This is a genomic window from Bacillus cereus group sp. BceL220, from assembly GCF_051776965.1.
Lineage (GTDB): Bacteria > Bacillota > Bacilli > Bacillales > Bacillaceae_G > Bacillus_A > Bacillus_A cereus.
The window spans coordinates 729448-746038 of sequence record NZ_JBPWBC010000001.1 but is presented as its reverse complement, the minus strand read 5'-3'; the positions used below and the strand labels follow the sequence as shown (position 1 = coordinate 746038).

Here is a 16591-nt window from a genome sequence, read left to right as displayed (position 1 = left end):
TATGAACGCTCTCGCTGGAAAAACGGTATTGATTACACGTGCCCAGCATCAAGCGAAACAAATGAGTGTAGCAGTGAAAGAAAAGAGCGGAATTCCATTGGAAATTCCGCTTTTGCGTATGGAAGGTATGTCTCATAGGCAAATTCAACATATTGAAGAGCAGCTACATTCATACGACTGGGTTATTTTTACGAGCAGAAATGGTGTAGCTTTTTTTCTAGATAGTTTAAAAAAGAAACTACCACTAACCATTAAAATCGCTGCGGTAGGTGTGAAAACAAAATTAGAGTTAGAAAAAAGGGGCTATCAAGTTCATTTTGTTCCGACTTCATTTGTTGCAGAAGCATTTGCCGAAGAGCTTCTAAAAGAATTAAATGGAAACGAACGCATTTTATTTCCAAAAGGCAATTTAGCAAGAGATGTAATACCAGTTAAACTGCGTGAAATTGGTGTTTCTCTAGATGAGTTGATCGTATACGGTACGAAAGTGAATGTAGAAAAAAAGCAAGAGCTTATAGCAGCGTTGAAGTTAGGAGAAGTAGACATTATTACATTTACGAGTCCTTCAACTGTTACTAGTTTTGTTCGTTTACTTGAGGGTGCAAACTGGAGAGAATGGACAAAAAAATGTACAATTGCTTGTATAGGACCTATTACGGAAAAAGAGGCAAGTCGTTATTTTCCGTCTGTTATTGTGCCGAAAGAGTACACTGTAGAAGCATTACTACAATGTGTTTGTGAATCTATAAAATGAAAGAATGGGGATAGAAATCTATGAACTCTTTACAATTTAATCGTCATCGTCGTTTAAGACAAAGCGGGGGCATGCGTGCGCTTGTGCGTGAAACGTTTTTACATACGGAAGATTTTATTTACCCTATTTTTGTATTAGAAGGTGAAAATGTTCGTAATGAAGTTCCTTCTATGCCAGGCGTATATCAAATGTCTTTAGATTTATTGCAAGCTGAAATGCAAGAAGTTGTTGATTTAGGTATTCGTTCTGTTATTGTATTTGGTTTACCTGCTGAAAAGGATGAAGTTGGATCATCAGCATATTGTGATCATGGAATTGTACAACGTGCTATTCAGCAAATTAAAGGTGATTTCCCTGAGCTAGTAGTAGTTGCAGACACATGTTTATGTCAATTTACAAGCCATGGTCATTGCGGTGTAATTGAAGATGGTATTATTTTAAATGACGAGTCTCTTGCAGTTCTTGCGAAAACAGCTGTAAGTCAATCGAAAGCAGGAGCGGACATTATTGCGCCATCAAACATGATGGACGGCTTCGTAACAGCAATTCGCCATGCATTAGACGAAAATGGTTTTGGACACGTGCCAGTTATGTCGTACGCTGTGAAATATTCATCAGCATTTTATGGACCATTCCGTGATGCTGCGCACGGTGCACCGCAATTTGGTGACCGTAAAACATATCAAATGGATCCGGCAAACCGTATGGAAGCATTCCGTGAAGCAGAATCAGATGTAATGGAAGGTGCAGATTTCTTAATCGTAAAACCAGCTCTTTCTTACTTAGATATCGTTCGTGATGTGAAAAATAACTTTAATTTACCAGTTGTCGCTTATAATGTAAGTGGTGAATATTCGATGATTAAAGCGGCAGCGCAAAATGGCTGGATTAATGAAAAAGAAGTTGTTCTTGAAAAATTAATTAGTATGAAACGTGCAGGAGCAGACTTAATTATTACGTATCATGCGAAAGATGCAGCAAAATGGTTACAAGAAGGAGGCGCTAAATAATGAAAAAGTTTGATAAATCGATTGCGGCGTTTGAAGAGGCACAAGACTTAATGCCTGGTGGCGTAAATAGCCCGGTTCGTGCTTTTAAATCTGTTGGGATGAATCCGTTGTTTATGGAGCGTGGAAAAGGCTCTAAAGTATATGATATTGATGGGAATGAATACATCGACTACGTATTATCATGGGGGCCTTTAATTCATGGTCATGCAAATGATCGTGTTGTAGAAGCGTTAAAATCTGTTGCTGAAAGAGGTACAAGCTTCGGTGCACCAACAGAAATTGAAAATAAATTAGCAAAACTTGTTATTGAGCGCGTGCCATCAATTGAGATTGTGCGTATGGTTAACTCTGGAACGGAAGCAACAATGAGTGCACTACGTTTAGCTCGTGGTTATACAGGTCGTAATAAAATCTTGAAATTTATTGGTTGTTACCACGGTCATGGTGATTCGCTATTAATTAAAGCTGGTTCTGGTGTGGCGACTTTAGGTTTACCAGATAGTCCTGGTGTACCAGAAGGTGTAGCGAAAAATACGATTACAGTAGCTTATAACGATTTAGAAAGCGTAAAATACGCGTTTGAACAATTCGGTGATGATATTGCTTGTGTAATTGTAGAACCAGTAGCAGGAAATATGGGGGTTGTTCCTCCGCAGCCTGGATTTTTAGAAGGTCTTCGTGAAGTAACAGAACAAAACGGTGCATTGCTTATTTTTGATGAAGTAATGACAGGGTTCCGAGTAGCTTATAATTGTGGCCAAGGTTATTATGGCGTAACACCTGATTTAACATGCTTAGGTAAAGTAATCGGTGGTGGTTTACCAGTAGGAGCATACGGTGGTAAAGCAGAAATTATGCGCCAAGTTGCACCAAGCGGACCGATTTACCAAGCTGGTACTTTATCAGGTAATCCACTTGCAATGGCAGCAGGTTATGAAACGTTAGTACAGTTAACGCCAGAATCATATGTAGAATTTGAGCGTAAAGCTGAAATGTTGGAAGCTGGATTACGTAAAGCAGCTGAAAAACATGGCATTCCACATCGTATTAACCGTGCAGGTTCTATGATTGGTATTTTCTTTACAGATGAGCCCGTTATTAATTACGATGCAGCAAAATCTTCAAACTTAGAATTCTTTGCGGCTTACTATCGTGAAATGGTAGAACAAGGTGTATTCTTACCGCCATCTCAATTCGAAGGTTTATTCTTATCGACAGCACATAGTGACGCAGATATTGAGGCGACGATGGCAGCAGCTGAAATTGCAATGTCAAAATTAAAATAATGTATTAGAGAAAAATCGCTCTCCATAAGGGGAGCGATTTTTTTTTATTCATAAAGTAAGCTTTCCCTACATAAATCTGTAATGACATATAGTTTGGGAGGGGGAAAAGAAGTGGCTGCAGATCATTCGTTACGATTTTCATTAAAAGAATCTGTTTGGTTCCAAAAGGGACAGGAAGTCGATGAACTTTTGTCAATTTCGTTAGATCCAGACGTTGAGATAGAAGAGCTTGATCATGAAGTAATCGTGAGAGGGCAATTAGATTTAACGGGAGAGTATGTTGCACGAAAAGATGATTCGGCGTATTCATTAAGAGAACTATCGCCAGCAAAGTCAATTGATTATGTAGAAACAAGGGAAGATGGGGTTAATGAACTTGTTCATTCCTTTCCGCTTGAAATATCAATTCCGAGAAATCGAGTGAAAGTAATTGAAGAGCTATATGTATCAATTGAGGAATTTGATTATGAATTAAAGGAAAATGGTTGCTTACAATTATTAGCGGATATATCTATTACCGGTTTGTGTGATGAAGAGAGAAACGAGGATGAAGCTGAAGAGGAAGAAACGGTGTATGCCGAGTTAGAAGAAGATTCAGCGCAAGAGGATGAAAATAGACCGGCGCCGCATGTAGAAGAACCAGCATATAAGGAATCAGATGAGTGGGAAGATTACGCATTTGAACCGTTCCAATTAGAGGAAAGAAAAGAGCAGGAATTAGAAGAAGAGAAGATAGAGGAACATGAATTTGTGGAGCGTGAAGAGGAGCAAGAAACAACGCCGCAATTTGAATTGTTTGGGCGAAAAGATTTCAAGAAAGAAAAAGCGAAAAAGCAGGAAGAACAAGAAGAAGAGTACTCACAGCGAGATGAAAATGCGCTTTATTTAACAAAACTATTTACGAAAGAACCGGAAGAAGAATTTACAAAGTTAAGAATGTATTTCGTGCAAGAAGGGGATACAATTGAATCTATTGCAGAACGTTATGAAACGTCTGTGCAAAATGTGTGCCGTGTCAATCAAACAGAAGATATATTTTTAAATACGGGGCAAATTATTTATATTCCCGTTTCAAGGGTAAAGGCGAAATAAGGAAGTGAGTGTTTTCACTCGCTTCTTTTCTTAGAGGCTATGTTTTGAATAGAAAGGGTTATTCGTATGGATATTGAATTACGAAATCACTATGAACCTATCGTGAGGCAATATAGATTGGATACGCAGCATATGGAAGAGCACGGAAGCGTAATGAAAATTTATACGAATCAAGGTCCATATGCACTCAAGAAAATAGAAGGCAGAAAGTTAGAGCGGAATAATTTTCTGCATCATATTCAATATTTGAAGGAGAAAGGTTTTTCAAATTATGTACCTATATACCACGCGACGGATGGAAATTATATTTTAAGTGACGGGACGTATAATTATTATTTAATGCCTTGGTTAGAACGTGCAGAAGGAAACGGCGAGGATAATGATCAATACCATAAAATGTTTCAGACACTTGGAACGTTGCATCAAAAAACTGTGAAGGAAGAAACATATACGGAAGAAGATTTAGAAAAACATTATACAACTATATCCGATCGCTGGGAAAATGATGGTGAGATGTTAGAAGAGTTTCTCGTAGAATCTGAATCAAAATGGTATATGTCCCCGTTTGAATTACAATATTGTACGTACTATCATCATGTAATGAGAGCGCGTGAATTTGCAACGAAGCAATTAAATGAGTGGAACGATGCGATGAAAGAAAAAGAGAAAACACGTATTACTTTTGTGCATGGTAACGTGTCACTTAATCATTTTTTATTTGACTATGAGCGAAATGGCTATTTTATTAGTTTGGAAAAATCGAAGTTTGCAACGCCTGTGCAAGATATAGTAGGTTTTTATTCACGGTCTTTAAACACATATCCAATCGCAAGAAGTGATCGGTTTGAATGGTTTCAAATGTATCAAAAAAATTTCCCTTTTACGAAAGAAGAGCAACTACTTATGTTTGCGTATATGACGTATCCATCGCAATTTATTCGGCAAATCCAGTCTTATAAGAAAAGAAGAGATAATCGCAACGAGGAAAATGAACTGCGCGGAGTAAAGAGTTTGCAACAATCGCATTGGCTCGTTAGCAATATAGAATATTTTCTGTCACAATTACAAGCTGCCCAGCAAGGGAACGGGTAAAGTAAAACTTTAATCAGCGGGTGGCTCCAACCTAACTTCTTTGTTTTAGCTGAATTTTGAGGTGGGGTCTTATTGCCCGCAAATAGCGGGATAAAGAAGATAAGTAGAGAATGCTACTTATCTTCTTTATATTCACCCGAAAAGTCATAGTTTTAAATTTATCTTGACGAATAAGGTTTCGTTTTTTACACTATTGTATATAATAATTAACAATCATATAAATGCCTTGAAGGGGAAGAGTATAACATGAAACGTCTTCAGAGAGGAGAATCAGTAGCTGGGAGATTCTCTAGATAGTTATGTTAGAAGGTAGCCCTGGAGCATCTTTTCTGAACAGAATAGTTCTCATTAGGAAAAGACGGATTTGTCCGTTATCAAATTAAGAGTATAAGCAAATTATGAATTTGTTTGTAAATAAAGGTGGTACCGCGATGTCCCTCGTCCTTTTTGGATGAGGGACATTTTTTATTTTAAGGAGGGAAAATAATGTCAAACACGGAAAAGAATTTACCAACTAAATATGATCATATGTCCGTTGAAGAAGGCCTTTATCAATGGTGGCTTGAAGGCAAATATTTTGAAGCAACAGGAGACGAGAAGAAACAACCGTATACAATTGTAATTCCACCTCCGAACGTAACTGGTAAGTTACACTTAGGTCATGCTTGGGATACAACTCTTCAAGATATTTTAACTCGTACGAAGCGTATGCAAGGTTACGATGTGCTATGGCTTCCAGGAATGGACCATGCTGGTATCGCAACACAAGCGAAAGTAGAAGGAAAACTTCGTGAAGAAGGTATTTCACGTTACGATCTTGGCCGTGAGAAATTCCTTGAAAAAGCTTGGGAGTGGAAAGAAGAGTACGCTTCTCACATTCGTCAACAATGGGGGAAAGTCGGTTTAGGACTAGACTATTCTCGCGAACGTTTCACATTAGACGAAGGTTTATCTGATGCGGTTAATAAAGTATTCGTTCAATTATACGAAAAAGGCTTAATTTACCGCGGTGAATATATTATTAACTGGGATCCAGCAACACGCACAGCTCTTTCTGATATTGAAGTAATTCATAAAGAAGTTCAAGGTGCATTCTACCATATGAACTATCCGTTAACAGACGGTTCAGGTCACATTCGCCTTGCTACTACTCGTCCAGAAACGATGCTTGGTGATACAGCGGTAGCAGTTCATCCAGAAGATGATCGTTACAAACATTTAATCGGAAAAACAGTTACACTTCCAATCGTAGGCCGTGAGATTCCGATTATTGCTGATGAGTACGTAGAAAAAGACTTCGGAACAGGTGTTGTAAAAATTACACCAGCTCATGACCCGAACGACTTTGAAGTAGGTAACCGTCATGACTTACCACGCATCTTAGTAATGAACGAAGATGGATCGATGAACGAAAAAGCTGGTAAATATAACGGTATGGATCGTTTCGAATGCCGTAAAGAATTAGTGAAGGACTTACAAGAAGCTGGCGTATTAGTAGAAATCGAGCCACATATGCATTCAGTAGGTCATAGTGAGCGTAGCGGTGCAGTTGTTGAGCCTTACTTATCAACACAATGGTTCGTAAAAATGGCTCCACTTGCTGAAAAAGCAGTAGCGCTTCAACAAAAAGAAGAAGAAAAAGTAACGTTCGTACCAGAGCGTTTTGAAAACACATATTTACGTTGGATGGAAAATATTCATGACTGGTGTATTTCTCGTCAATTATGGTGGGGACACCGTATTCCAGCTTGGTACCATAAAGAAACTGGTGAAGTATACGTAGGTACAGAAGCACCAGCAGATATTGAAAACTGGAATCAAGATAACGACGTACTTGATACATGGTTCAGTTCAGCGCTATGGCCATTCTCAACACTTGGTTGGCCAAATGAAGATTCAGCAGACTTCAAACGTTACTATTCAACAGATGCACTAGTAACGGGTTATGACATCATCTTCTTCTGGGTATCTCGTATGATTTTCCAAGGTTTAGAGTTTACAGGCGAGCGTCCATTTAAAGATGTATTAATTCACGGTTTAGTTCGTGATGAGCAAGGTCGTAAGATGAGTAAATCTCTTGGTAACGGTATTGACCCAATGGATGTTATCGAGAAGTACGGTGCAGATGCAATGCGCTATTTCTTATCAACAGGAAGTGCACCAGGTCAAGATTTACGTTTCAGCATGGAAAAAGTAGAATCTACTTGGAACTTCATTAATAAAATTTGGAACGCATCACGTTTCGTATTAATGAACATGGATGATATGAAGTATGAAGAAATCGATTTAACTGGTGAAAAATCAGTTGCAGATAAGTGGATCTTAACTCGCTTAAACGAAACAATCGAGAGTGTAACACGTAACATGGATAAATATGAGTTCGGTGAAGCTGGTCGTTCATTATACAACTTCATTTGGGATGATTTCTGTGACTGGTACATTGAGATGGCGAAACTTCCACTATACGGTGAAGATGAAGCAGCTAAGAAAACGACTCGTTCTATTTTAGCTTACGTATTAGATCAAACAATGCGTCTATTACACCCATTCATGCCATTCGTAACAGAGAAGATTTGGCAACATTTACCGCATGAAGGCGAGTCTATTACAGTAGCTGCGTGGCCAACAGTTCGCGAAGATTTACAAGATACGGAAGCTGCGGCAGAAATGCACCTTCTAGTTGATATCATTCGCTCTGTTCGTAACATTCGTGCAGAAGTAAATACACCAATGAGCAAAAAAGTTCAAATGCAAATTAAAGCAAAAGATGAGGCTGTACTTGCTCAACTTACGAAAAATAGCTCTTACATTGAGCGTTTCTGTAACCCAAGCGAATTAACAATTCAAACGGACTTACAAGCGCCAGAAAAAGCAATGACTGCAATCGTATCAGGTGCAGAGTTATTCTTACCGTTAGCTGATCTTATCAATCTTGATGAAGAGAGAGCTCGTCTTGAGAAAGAACTTGAGAAGTTCGATAAAGAAGTAGAACGTGTACAGAAGAAACTTTCTAACCAAGGTTTCGTAGCGAAAGCTCCTGCAGCGGTTATTGAAGGAGAGCGTGCGAAAGAGCAAGATTACCTAGAAAAACGCGAAGCAGTTCGTCAACGTCTAGCAGATCTTGAAAAGTAAAAATATTTTTAGAGACTCACTATATTGGTGAGTCTCTTTTCTTTGCGTATAATAGAACTATGAAAGTTGTCTTTTGAAAGGGGAAAAGCATACGTGATACATACATACGAAGAAGCGATAGGGTGGATTCATAGCCGATTGAAATTTGGTATTAAACCAGGATTAGAAAGAATGAATTGGATGCTAGAAGAGCTCGGAAATCCAGAGCGTCATATAAAATGTGTTCATCTTGCTGGTACAAATGGAAAAGGTTCAACGTTAACATATATGCGTTACATGTTAGAAGGCGCGAAATATAAGGTAGGAACGTTTACCTCTCCTTACATCGAAACATTTAATGAACGCATTAGTGTGAATGGAACACCAATTGCAGATGAAGAGATTACTGAACTCGTAAAGATGGTAAAACCAGTCGTGGAAAAACTAGATGAAACGGATTTAGGGGAAGCGACTGAGTTTGAAATTATTACCGTTATGGCAATTTGCTATTTCGGTAAAGTCAATTTCTGTGATGTTGTTTTATTTGAAACAGGGCTCGGTGGACGTTTTGATTCTACCAATGTTATACACCCTGTTCTCACGATTATTACGAATATCGGTCACGATCATATGCATATTTTAGGGAATACACTAGGAGAAATTGCATATGAAAAGGCGGGGATTATTAAGTCTGGTGTGCCGGTAATTACTGGTGTGCAAGATGAAGAAGCTTTGCAAGTCATTCAAAATGTTGCAAAGGAAAACCATGCAAACTTATACGAACTTGGCAAGCATTTTACAGCGTTACATAAACAGTCTAACGAAGATGGGGAACAGTTTGATTTTACTTGTCCTTTTACCGCATTTGAAGATTTGCAAATCTCAATGAAAGGTATTCATCAAGTAGGAAATGCAGCGCTAGCACTTATGGCAGTAATGTATGTAAAAACATATTTATCATTTTTAATTGAGGAAGAGGGAATAAGAACGGGATTACGGGAAGCGTATTGGATTGGGCGCTTTGAAAAGCTACAAAGTAACCCGGATATTATTATAGATGGTGCTCATAATCCAGAAGGTATCGAAAGCCTTGTGAAAACAGTAGAAGCGCATTACAAAGATAAAAATGTAATAGTTTTATTTACTGCCCTTGGTGATAAACAATTGCATAACATGGTAGGCCGATTAGAAACCATTGCAGATGAAATGATTTTTACAACATTCGCCTTTGATCGTGCTATTTCTGCAGACAAGCTTGCATCATATTCACAAAAAGAATCAAAATTAGTTTTTGAAAATTGGAAAGAGGCAATTGATACAAAAGTTGAAATGATAGGGGAAAATGATGTTTTTATCATAACAGGTTCTCTTTATTTCATTTCTGAAGTTCGAAAATATATTCGAGAGAAAAACTAGATAGTCTTTGCTATCTAGTTTTTTGTTCTACAAATGAAGTCAAATGCATACATATAAGATAAATATATAGGGTTATTTGGCGAATTCCTCTGACAAATATCTCGTTTTTTTGTGAAATGAATATGATATGATGCGGACAACGATAAGAGGTGAGGTGTGAGTGTATGGACAAGCAATCACGAACGATCTCAGTGAAAGTGAATGGAACAGAAGCGAAGTATGAGGAAAAGAAGAAAGATGAATTTGAATGGATGGTAGTAGAAAGTGAACGACCTAAAAATGTTGTTCCGTTTCAAAAAGCGAAATCAGTGTCTGTGGAAAAATACCGAAAGAAGTGGAGTAATACATTAATTGCAATCGTTGCAACCGCAATTATTATCGGTACGACGTTTGGAATGGGGATGCTTCATTTACTTACTGGACAAGGAACAACAGGAGGAAGTGAAGTAACTGCTTCAAGGCCGACTGGAAATGGAGAATCAAAGGTGGGTGGAACGGCAGAACAAACACCAGCACCGAAAGAAGAAAAACAAAAGGCGCAGACAGGAACGTCATTGGATCCGATGAAATTATTCTTTGTTCAAGGGGGGCTTTATTCTTCTGAAGAAAAGGGACAGGCAGCTCTTGAAGAATGGAAAGGCAATGGGGGCATTGGTGCTTTGAGACCGAGCGGGGATAAGTATGCAATAGTTGTTGGTATTGCTAGCGATGAACAGGCTATAAATCAATTAATGACTAAGTATAAAAATGATGGTGTCTCCGTTTTAAAAAAGAACTGGGATATAACAGATAAAGCATTGCTGAAAGATGATAAAGAAGTAGGAACATTTTTAACAAAAGTGCAGCCATTATATACTCATTTAGCAAAATATGCTTCTAGCGTACAAGTTGGTGGAAAAAGCAGCGCAAAAGATATAGAAGTGATTGAAAAAGAATGGAAAGCGATTGAAAAAGAAGGGAAAAGTATGAAGCGAGAAGAAGCAAAGAAACTGTATATGTATACGTCGGTAGCTGTACAAACAGTAAAAGATGGGAAAATGGATAAGGAATCTTTGGCGAAATTAAATCAAGTTATTATTGATGGCTTACTCTCGTATGAAAAAATTGTTTCGTAGAAAGTGAAATGATAGGATAATAAAATGAGTAAGAAAGAAGTACATGTACTTCTTTCTTTTCTTTTGAATTTAGAGCAAAGTGCTTTCTCTATGACAGGAATATAATCGTATGCAATAAAGAAGTGTTATTTTTAGTTAGAGAAATTAATATTTCTTTCATTTGTGGGCAAACTATTCCTTTGATACGATTGATATAAATTGTTCTGCTTCATGTGAGAAAGGAAGGAGAAAATATGAAAAAAATAATTTTAGCTTCAGGGTCACCTCGGAGGAAGGAATTGCTTGAGTTAGCTAGCGTACCATTTGAAATCGTTTTAAGTGAAGTAGAGGAAACAATTGGTGCATATTCATCGCCTTCTGATATTGTAATGTCGCTTGCCTTGCAAAAAGCATCAGCGGTTACAGAAAATAATAGTGATCACATTGTGTTAGGTGCAGATACAATTGTTACATATGAGTCGCGTATTCTTGGTAAGCCTTCTAATGAGGATGAGGCGAAAGAGATGTTACAATTACTATCTGGGAAAACACATGAAGTGTATACAGGTGTTGCGATTATATCAAAAGAAAAAACGGTTACTTTTTATGAGCGTACAGAAGTTACGTTTTGGGAATTAACAGAAGAGGAAATTGATACATACGTCGCGTCGAAAGAACCTCTTGATAAAGCAGGTAGTTATGGGATTCAAGGTAAAGGGTCTATTTTCGTTCAACATATTCAAGGGGACTACTATAGTGTAGTTGGTTTACCAATTGCACGTCTCGTTCGAGAATTAAAACAATTTGATATTGATGTAACCCATGCGTAAAATTGCATGGGGTTTTCTTTGAGAGAACAAATAAAGGGGTGGAGAGATGAACGGTATTCGTGATGTTGTAAGAGAAGAACAACCACGGGAGCGTTTATTGTCAGAAGGTGCTGGAAGTTTATCAAATCGAGAGCTCCTCGCAGTGTTACTCAGAACAGGTTCTAAAGAAGAAACAGTTTTAAAGTTGTCAGATAAAATTTTACACCAATTTGATGGCTTACGTATGTTGAAAGATGCAACATTAGAAGAGCTAATTAGTATACATGGTATTGGGATTTCAAAGGCATCGCAACTTATGGCAGCCTTTGAGCTAGGCAGAAGAATGGTACGTTTAGAATATCAAAATAGATATAGTATTCGAAGTCCAGAAGATTGTGCGAAATACATGATGGAAGAAATGCGCTTTTTACAACAAGAGCATTTTGTTTGTTTATATTTAAATACAAAAAATCAAGTTATACATAGGCAAACGATCTTTATTGGAAGTTTAAACACGTCAATTGTACACCCAAGGGAAGTTTTTAAAGAAGCCTTCCGTCGTGCAGCAGCCTCTATCATATGTCTTCATAACCATCCCTCAGGAGATCCCACGCCGAGCCGTGAAGATATTGAAGTAACAAAACGCTTAGTAGAATGCGGTCAGATTATCGGAATTGAAGTGCTTGATCATATTATAATAGGTGACCATAAATTCGTGAGTTTAAAGGAAAAAGGTCATATTTAAGACTATGCTTTTTACTTATTTTGTTTTATAATGTGATTTATGAGTTTTTTGTAGAAATTTATCTACAAAAAGGATAAAGATATAAAAAACGTACTGTTTTTATAATATAAAGTAAGAAAAAATGAGTCCGTGAAAACAAGAAAGGAAGATAAATAATATGTTTGGATTTGGTGGATTTACTCGCGATCTTGGAATAGACTTAGGAACTGCGAACACGCTTGTATATGTAAAAGGAAAAGGTGTAGTTTTACGTGAACCTTCAGTAGTTGCGTTACAAACTGATACGAAACAAATCGTTGCTGTAGGTAGCGATGCAAAACAAATGATTGGTCGTACACCAGGGAACGTTGTGGCACTTCGCCCGATGAAAGACGGTGTAATTGCTGATTATGAAACAACTGCAACAATGATGAAATATTACATTCAACAAGCTCAAAAATCAAACGGTTTCTTCTCACGTAAGCCGTATGTAATGGTATGTGTACCATCTGGTATTACAGCTGTAGAAAGACGTGCAGTAATCGATGCGACTCGTCAAGCGGGTGCTCGTGATGCTTATCCTATCGAAGAGCCATTTGCAGCAGCAATTGGTGCAAACTTACCTGTTTGGGAACCAACTGGTAGTATGGTTGTTGATATCGGTGGTGGTACAACAGAAGTTGCAATTATTTCTTTAGGTGGTATTGTAACAAGTCAGTCAGTTCGTGTTGCTGGTGATGATATGGACGATTCAATCATTCAGTACATTAAGAAAAGCTATAACTTAATGATTGGTGAAAGAACAGCTGAAGCATTAAAATTAGAAATTGGTTCTGCAGGCGAGCCAGAAGGTATCGAGCCTATGGAAATTCGCGGTCGTGATTTAGTAAGTGGTTTACCAAAAACAGTACTAATTCAGCCAGAAGAAATTGCAGATGCATTAAAAGATACAGTAGATGCGATTGTAGAATCAGTTAAAAATACGTTAGAAAAAACGCCACCTGAATTAGCGGCTGATATTATGGACCGCGGTATCGTATTAACAGGCGGCGGGGCATTACTACGTAATTTAGATAAAGTAATTAGTGAAGAAACGAAAATGCCAGTTCTTGTTGCAGAAGATCCATTAGATTGCGTAGCAATTGGAACAGGTAAAGCATTAGACAATATCGATCTTTTCAAAACTGCTGCTCGATAATATTGCAAAATAAAAATCAGTGAAATTAAGAGGGTGTGAACGTGCCACAGTTTTTCTTAAACAAAAGATTAATTGTTTTGTTGGTTAGTATTATTCTTCTCGTGGCATTGATTGGAATCTCATTGAAAGAACGGAACAGTTTAACATGGCCAGAGCAGTTTGTTAAAGACACTGTCGGTGTTGTAGAACGTGTATTCCAAAAGCCAGCGAAATACGTAGCTGGATTCTTCGAAAATGTAGAGGATGTAAAGCGCACGTATGAAGAGAATAAAGAATTAAAAGCAAAATTAGATAATTATGCAGGTCTATCAGGGAAAGTAAAACAACTAGAAGATGATAACAAGAAGCTACAAGAGCTAACTGGTAAAAAAGAGTTAAATAGCGGGTATACTGAAATTCCAGCTACTGTTGTTTCTCGTAATCCAGATAAATGGTACGATTTAATTGGAATTGATAAAGGGGCACAGCAAGGAATTAAAAAAGATATGGCTGTAGTAACTTCACAAGGGTTAGTTGGAAGAGTGAAAAGTGTATCTCAGTTTACATCATCAGTAGAATTACTAAGTTCTATGAGCCGAACAAATCGCGTTTCTGCTATTGTACAAGGGCAAGAGAAAATCTTTGGTTTGATTGAAGGTTATGACAAAGAAAAACAATTACTTCTTTTCACAAAGATTGGCTCTGATGCACCGGTAGAAAAAGATCAACTAGTTGTAACATCTGGACTTGGTGATATTTTCCCGAAAGGTCTTGTAATTGGAAAAATCGTTGATGTTCAGCCGGATGCATATGGCTTAACAAAAACAGCTTATGTAAAACCTGCCGCTGATTTAAATGACGTAGAGCATATTACGGTTGCTAAACGTGCAACACCTTCAGCGCCATTAGAATAGGAGGAGAAGAAGAGATGATGAAGATATTAAAAAGAGCAGCTCTTCCTCTTTTGCTCCTTTTTGTGTTTCTATTTGAAAATATGTTTGCTACTGTTGTTCCAACGGATGTGTTTTGGAAAGACAGTATAGCAGCACCGCATTTCTTTATAATCGTCTTATGTTTTATTACAGTGTATTATAGTCCGGTCCAAGGGATTTATTACGGACTATTATTTGGCTTCTTATTTGATACCGTATACACAGAACTTGTCGGGATATATATTTTTGCTTATCCGATTTTAGCTTATTTAGTTTATAGTGTGATGAAAGTATTACAATTGAATTTATTTATTGTTGTTTCTATCATATTAGCTAGCATTGTAGCACTAGAGTATTATGTGTATGGATTCTTAACTTTGTTAGGACGTACTCATATGCCAGCGCATGTCTTTTTCACAGATCGTCTCCTTTCTACTTTATTGTTAAATGCTATTTTCTTATTGATAGTTTGTTTCCCACTGAGACGATATATAGTGCGTCTTTCAAAAGCGATGGAAGAAAAAGAAAAGAGGATTTTCTAATTTTATGTCGAATTGAATCGGTGGGGTGAACTTTAGTGGAAGAAAAAAAGCAACAAAATGTAACGATAAAAGGGACAAAAGATGGGATAACGCTTCATTTAGATGATTGTTGTTCATTCTCAGAATTATTGATGGAATTAGACGAAAAACTTTCTACACATTACTACGATGGTGATGGGCGCTCTTTAATTGAAGTGCATGTGAAAGTAGGAAATCGTTATTTAACAGAAGTCCAACAAGAAGAGATTCGTACGTTAATTCGTAATAAAAAGAATCTTGTTGTGGATTCAATTGAAAGTGATGTTATCACTAAAGCAGAAGCAATAGCTTGGAAAGAAGAAACAGAAATTGTCCCTATTTCCAAAATTGTTCGCTCTGGACAAGTTTTACATGTAAAAGGAAATTTGTTGTTAATTGGAGATGTTAATCCAGGCGGAACGGTTATCGCTGGGGGGAATATTTTTGTCGTAGGATCATTAAGAGGAATTGCACATGCTGGGTATTATGGGGATTCAGATGCTGTAATCGCTGCATCTGTTATGAACCCGATGCAACTTCGAATTAGTGATGTGGCAATGCGGGCTCCGGAAGAGAAAGAAGACGGAGCGGAGGCGGCAGAATGTGCGTATATTAATGAGAACAATCACATTGTTGTCGATCGCCTGCAACTTCTCACTCATCTTAGACCTAATTTAACAAAGTTAGAAAGGGGAATTGTATAGCTGTGGGAGAGGCAATAGTAATTACATCTGGAAAAGGCGGAGTAGGTAAAACTACTACATCTGCGAACATTGGTACGGCCCTAGCGTTATCTGGAAAGAAAGTGTGCTTAATTGACACAGATATCGGTCTTCGAAATTTAGACGTAGTAATGGGGCTGGAAAATCGTATTGTATTTGATCTTGTTGATGTCGTTGAAGGGCGTTGCCGTTTACCTCAGGCTCTTATTAAAGATAAACGTTTTGATGATCTTTATTTATTACCTGCAGCACAAACGAGTGATAAATCAGCGGTAACACCTGAACAAATGGATGAATTAATACAAGTATTACGTCAAGATTATGATTACATATTAATCGATTGTCCTGCGGGGATTGAGCAGGGATTTAAAAATGCGGTAGCTGGTGCGGATAAAGCAATCGTTGTTACGACTCCAGAAGTATCCTCAATGCGCGATGCGGATCGTATTATTGGGCTTTTAGAAAAAGAGGATATTGAACCACCGAAACTTGTTATTAACCGTGTACGTAGTCATATGCTTCATGAACAGGATATGTTAGATGTTGATGAAATTGTACGTACATTGTCAATCGAGCTTCTTGGTGTTGTCGAAGATGACGATGAAGTTATTCGAGCTACAAATACAGGTGAACCTGTGGCGTTGCAACCAAGCGGAAAAGCAGCGTTGGCTTATCGTAATATTGCTAGACGCTTGTTAGGTGAGAATGTACCATTACAAGCATTTGAACAAGAAAAGGTATCGGTATTTGCAAAGGTGAAAAACTTCTTTGGAATCCGTTAAGAGCACTTCGCACATATGCGAGGTGCTTTC

15 protein-coding genes and 1 other annotated feature are annotated in these 16591 nt (G+C 37.7%); all 15 genes read left to right on the top strand.

Annotated elements, in window-relative coordinates; genetic code table 11:
- Position 1 precedes the first annotated feature (1 nt).
- The 15 genes from hemD (at position 2) to minD (ending at position 16561) form a co-directional block, all read left to right on the top strand.
- On the top strand, positions 2-754 hold the full coding sequence (gene hemD / locus ACS2FK_RS03955; protein ID WP_023523117.1) for a uroporphyrinogen-III synthase: 753 nt from the start codon (positions 2-4) through the stop codon (positions 752-754).
- 20 nt (positions 755-774) lie between these two features.
- On the top strand, positions 775-1764 hold the full coding sequence (gene hemB / locus ACS2FK_RS03950; protein ID WP_063548700.1) for a porphobilinogen synthase: 990 nt from the start codon (positions 775-777) through the stop codon (positions 1762-1764).
- Positions 1764-3050, top strand: a complete 1287-nt coding sequence (gene hemL, locus ACS2FK_RS03945) for a glutamate-1-semialdehyde 2,1-aminomutase (RefSeq protein WP_063548698.1) — start codon at positions 1764-1766, stop codon at positions 3048-3050. Before hemB ends, hemL begins: the two co-directional genes overlap by 1 nt.
- A gap of 81 nt (positions 3051-3131) precedes the next feature.
- Positions 3132-4142, top strand: coding sequence for a stage VI sporulation protein D (gene spoVID / locus ACS2FK_RS03940; protein ID WP_003271973.1), 1011 nt, complete (start codon positions 3132-3134; stop codon positions 4140-4142).
- 66 nt (positions 4143-4208) lie between these two features.
- The gene (gene ysxE / locus ACS2FK_RS03935; RefSeq protein WP_000350660.1) at positions 4209-5234 is read left to right on the top strand and encodes a spore coat protein YsxE; all 1026 of its coding nucleotides are present in this window, start codon (positions 4209-4211) and stop codon (positions 5232-5234) included.
- A gap of 217 nt (positions 5235-5451) precedes the next feature.
- Positions 5452-5683, top strand: a binding site (T-box leader).
- 37 nt (positions 5684-5720) lie between these two features.
- Positions 5721-8366, top strand: a complete 2646-nt coding sequence (locus tag ACS2FK_RS03930) for a valine--tRNA ligase (RefSeq protein ID WP_000072222.1) — start codon at positions 5721-5723, stop codon at positions 8364-8366.
- A 93-nt stretch (positions 8367-8459) separates the two neighbouring features.
- Positions 8460-9761, top strand: coding sequence for a bifunctional folylpolyglutamate synthase/dihydrofolate synthase (locus ACS2FK_RS03925; protein ID WP_063548696.1), 1302 nt, complete (start codon positions 8460-8462; stop codon positions 9759-9761).
- Positions 9762-9925: 164 nt separating this feature from the next.
- Complete coding sequence (locus tag ACS2FK_RS03920) at positions 9926-10876, top strand: hypothetical protein (protein WP_023523114.1); 951 nt, start codon at positions 9926-9928, stop codon at positions 10874-10876.
- Between the two features lie 233 nt (positions 10877-11109).
- Positions 11110-11685 carry a Maf family protein gene (locus ACS2FK_RS03915; RefSeq protein WP_063548694.1) on the top strand — a complete coding sequence of 192 codons (576 nt, stop codon included), beginning with the start codon at positions 11110-11112 and terminating at the stop codon, positions 11683-11685.
- 46 nt (positions 11686-11731) lie between these two features.
- Positions 11732-12409, top strand: coding sequence for a RadC family protein (radC, locus tag ACS2FK_RS03910; RefSeq protein WP_053563605.1), 678 nt, complete (start codon positions 11732-11734; stop codon positions 12407-12409).
- A 157-nt stretch (positions 12410-12566) separates the two neighbouring features.
- Complete coding sequence (mreB, locus tag ACS2FK_RS03905) at positions 12567-13586, top strand: cell shape-determining protein MreB (protein WP_000466736.1); 1020 nt, start codon at positions 12567-12569, stop codon at positions 13584-13586.
- Between the two features lie 41 nt (positions 13587-13627).
- On the top strand, positions 13628-14479 hold the full coding sequence (gene mreC / locus ACS2FK_RS03900) for a rod shape-determining protein MreC (protein WP_001135487.1): 852 nt from the start codon (positions 13628-13630) through the stop codon (positions 14477-14479).
- A gap of 14 nt (positions 14480-14493) precedes the next feature.
- Positions 14494-15039, top strand: a complete 546-nt coding sequence (gene mreD / locus ACS2FK_RS03895; RefSeq protein WP_000975765.1) for a rod shape-determining protein MreD — start codon at positions 14494-14496, stop codon at positions 15037-15039.
- A 35-nt stretch (positions 15040-15074) separates the two neighbouring features.
- Complete coding sequence (gene minC, locus ACS2FK_RS03890; protein WP_000391521.1) at positions 15075-15761, top strand: septum site-determining protein MinC; 687 nt, start codon at positions 15075-15077, stop codon at positions 15759-15761.
- Between the two features lie 2 nt (positions 15762-15763).
- Positions 15764-16561 carry a septum site-determining protein MinD gene (gene minD, locus ACS2FK_RS03885; RefSeq protein ID WP_000503309.1) on the top strand — a complete coding sequence of 266 codons (798 nt, stop codon included), beginning with the start codon at positions 15764-15766 and terminating at the stop codon, positions 16559-16561.
- The last annotated feature ends 30 nt before the right edge of the window (positions 16562-16591 follow it).

What these genes read in the sequence shown, in the direction of transcription:
- hemB (WP_063548700.1), top strand. Translation starts at nt 775, where the DNA reads ATGAACTCTTTACAATTTAATCGTCATCGTCGTTTAAGACAAAGCGGG.
- hemD (WP_023523117.1), top strand. Translation starts at nt 2, where the DNA reads ATGAACGCTCTCGCTGGAAAAACGGTATTGATTACACGTGCCCAGCAT.
- mreD (WP_000975765.1), top strand. Translation starts at nt 14,494, where the DNA reads ATGATGAAGATATTAAAAAGAGCAGCTCTTCCTCTTTTGCTCCTTTTT.
- mreB (WP_000466736.1), top strand. Translation starts at nt 12,567, where the DNA reads ATGTTTGGATTTGGTGGATTTACTCGCGATCTTGGAATAGACTTAGGA.
- spoVID (WP_003271973.1), top strand. Translation starts at nt 3,132, where the DNA reads ATGACATATAGTTTGGGAGGGGGAAAAGAAGTGGCTGCAGATCATTCG.
- ACS2FK_RS03915 (WP_063548694.1), top strand. Translation starts at nt 11,110, where the DNA reads ATGAAAAAAATAATTTTAGCTTCAGGGTCACCTCGGAGGAAGGAATTG.
- ysxE (WP_000350660.1), top strand. Translation starts at nt 4,209, where the DNA reads ATGGATATTGAATTACGAAATCACTATGAACCTATCGTGAGGCAATAT.
- hemL (WP_063548698.1), top strand. Translation starts at nt 1,764, where the DNA reads ATGAAAAAGTTTGATAAATCGATTGCGGCGTTTGAAGAGGCACAAGAC.
- ACS2FK_RS03920 (WP_023523114.1), top strand. Translation starts at nt 9,926, where the DNA reads ATGGACAAGCAATCACGAACGATCTCAGTGAAAGTGAATGGAACAGAA.
- ACS2FK_RS03930 (WP_000072222.1), top strand. Translation starts at nt 5,721, where the DNA reads ATGTCAAACACGGAAAAGAATTTACCAACTAAATATGATCATATGTCC.
- radC (WP_053563605.1), top strand. Translation starts at nt 11,732, where the DNA reads ATGAACGGTATTCGTGATGTTGTAAGAGAAGAACAACCACGGGAGCGT.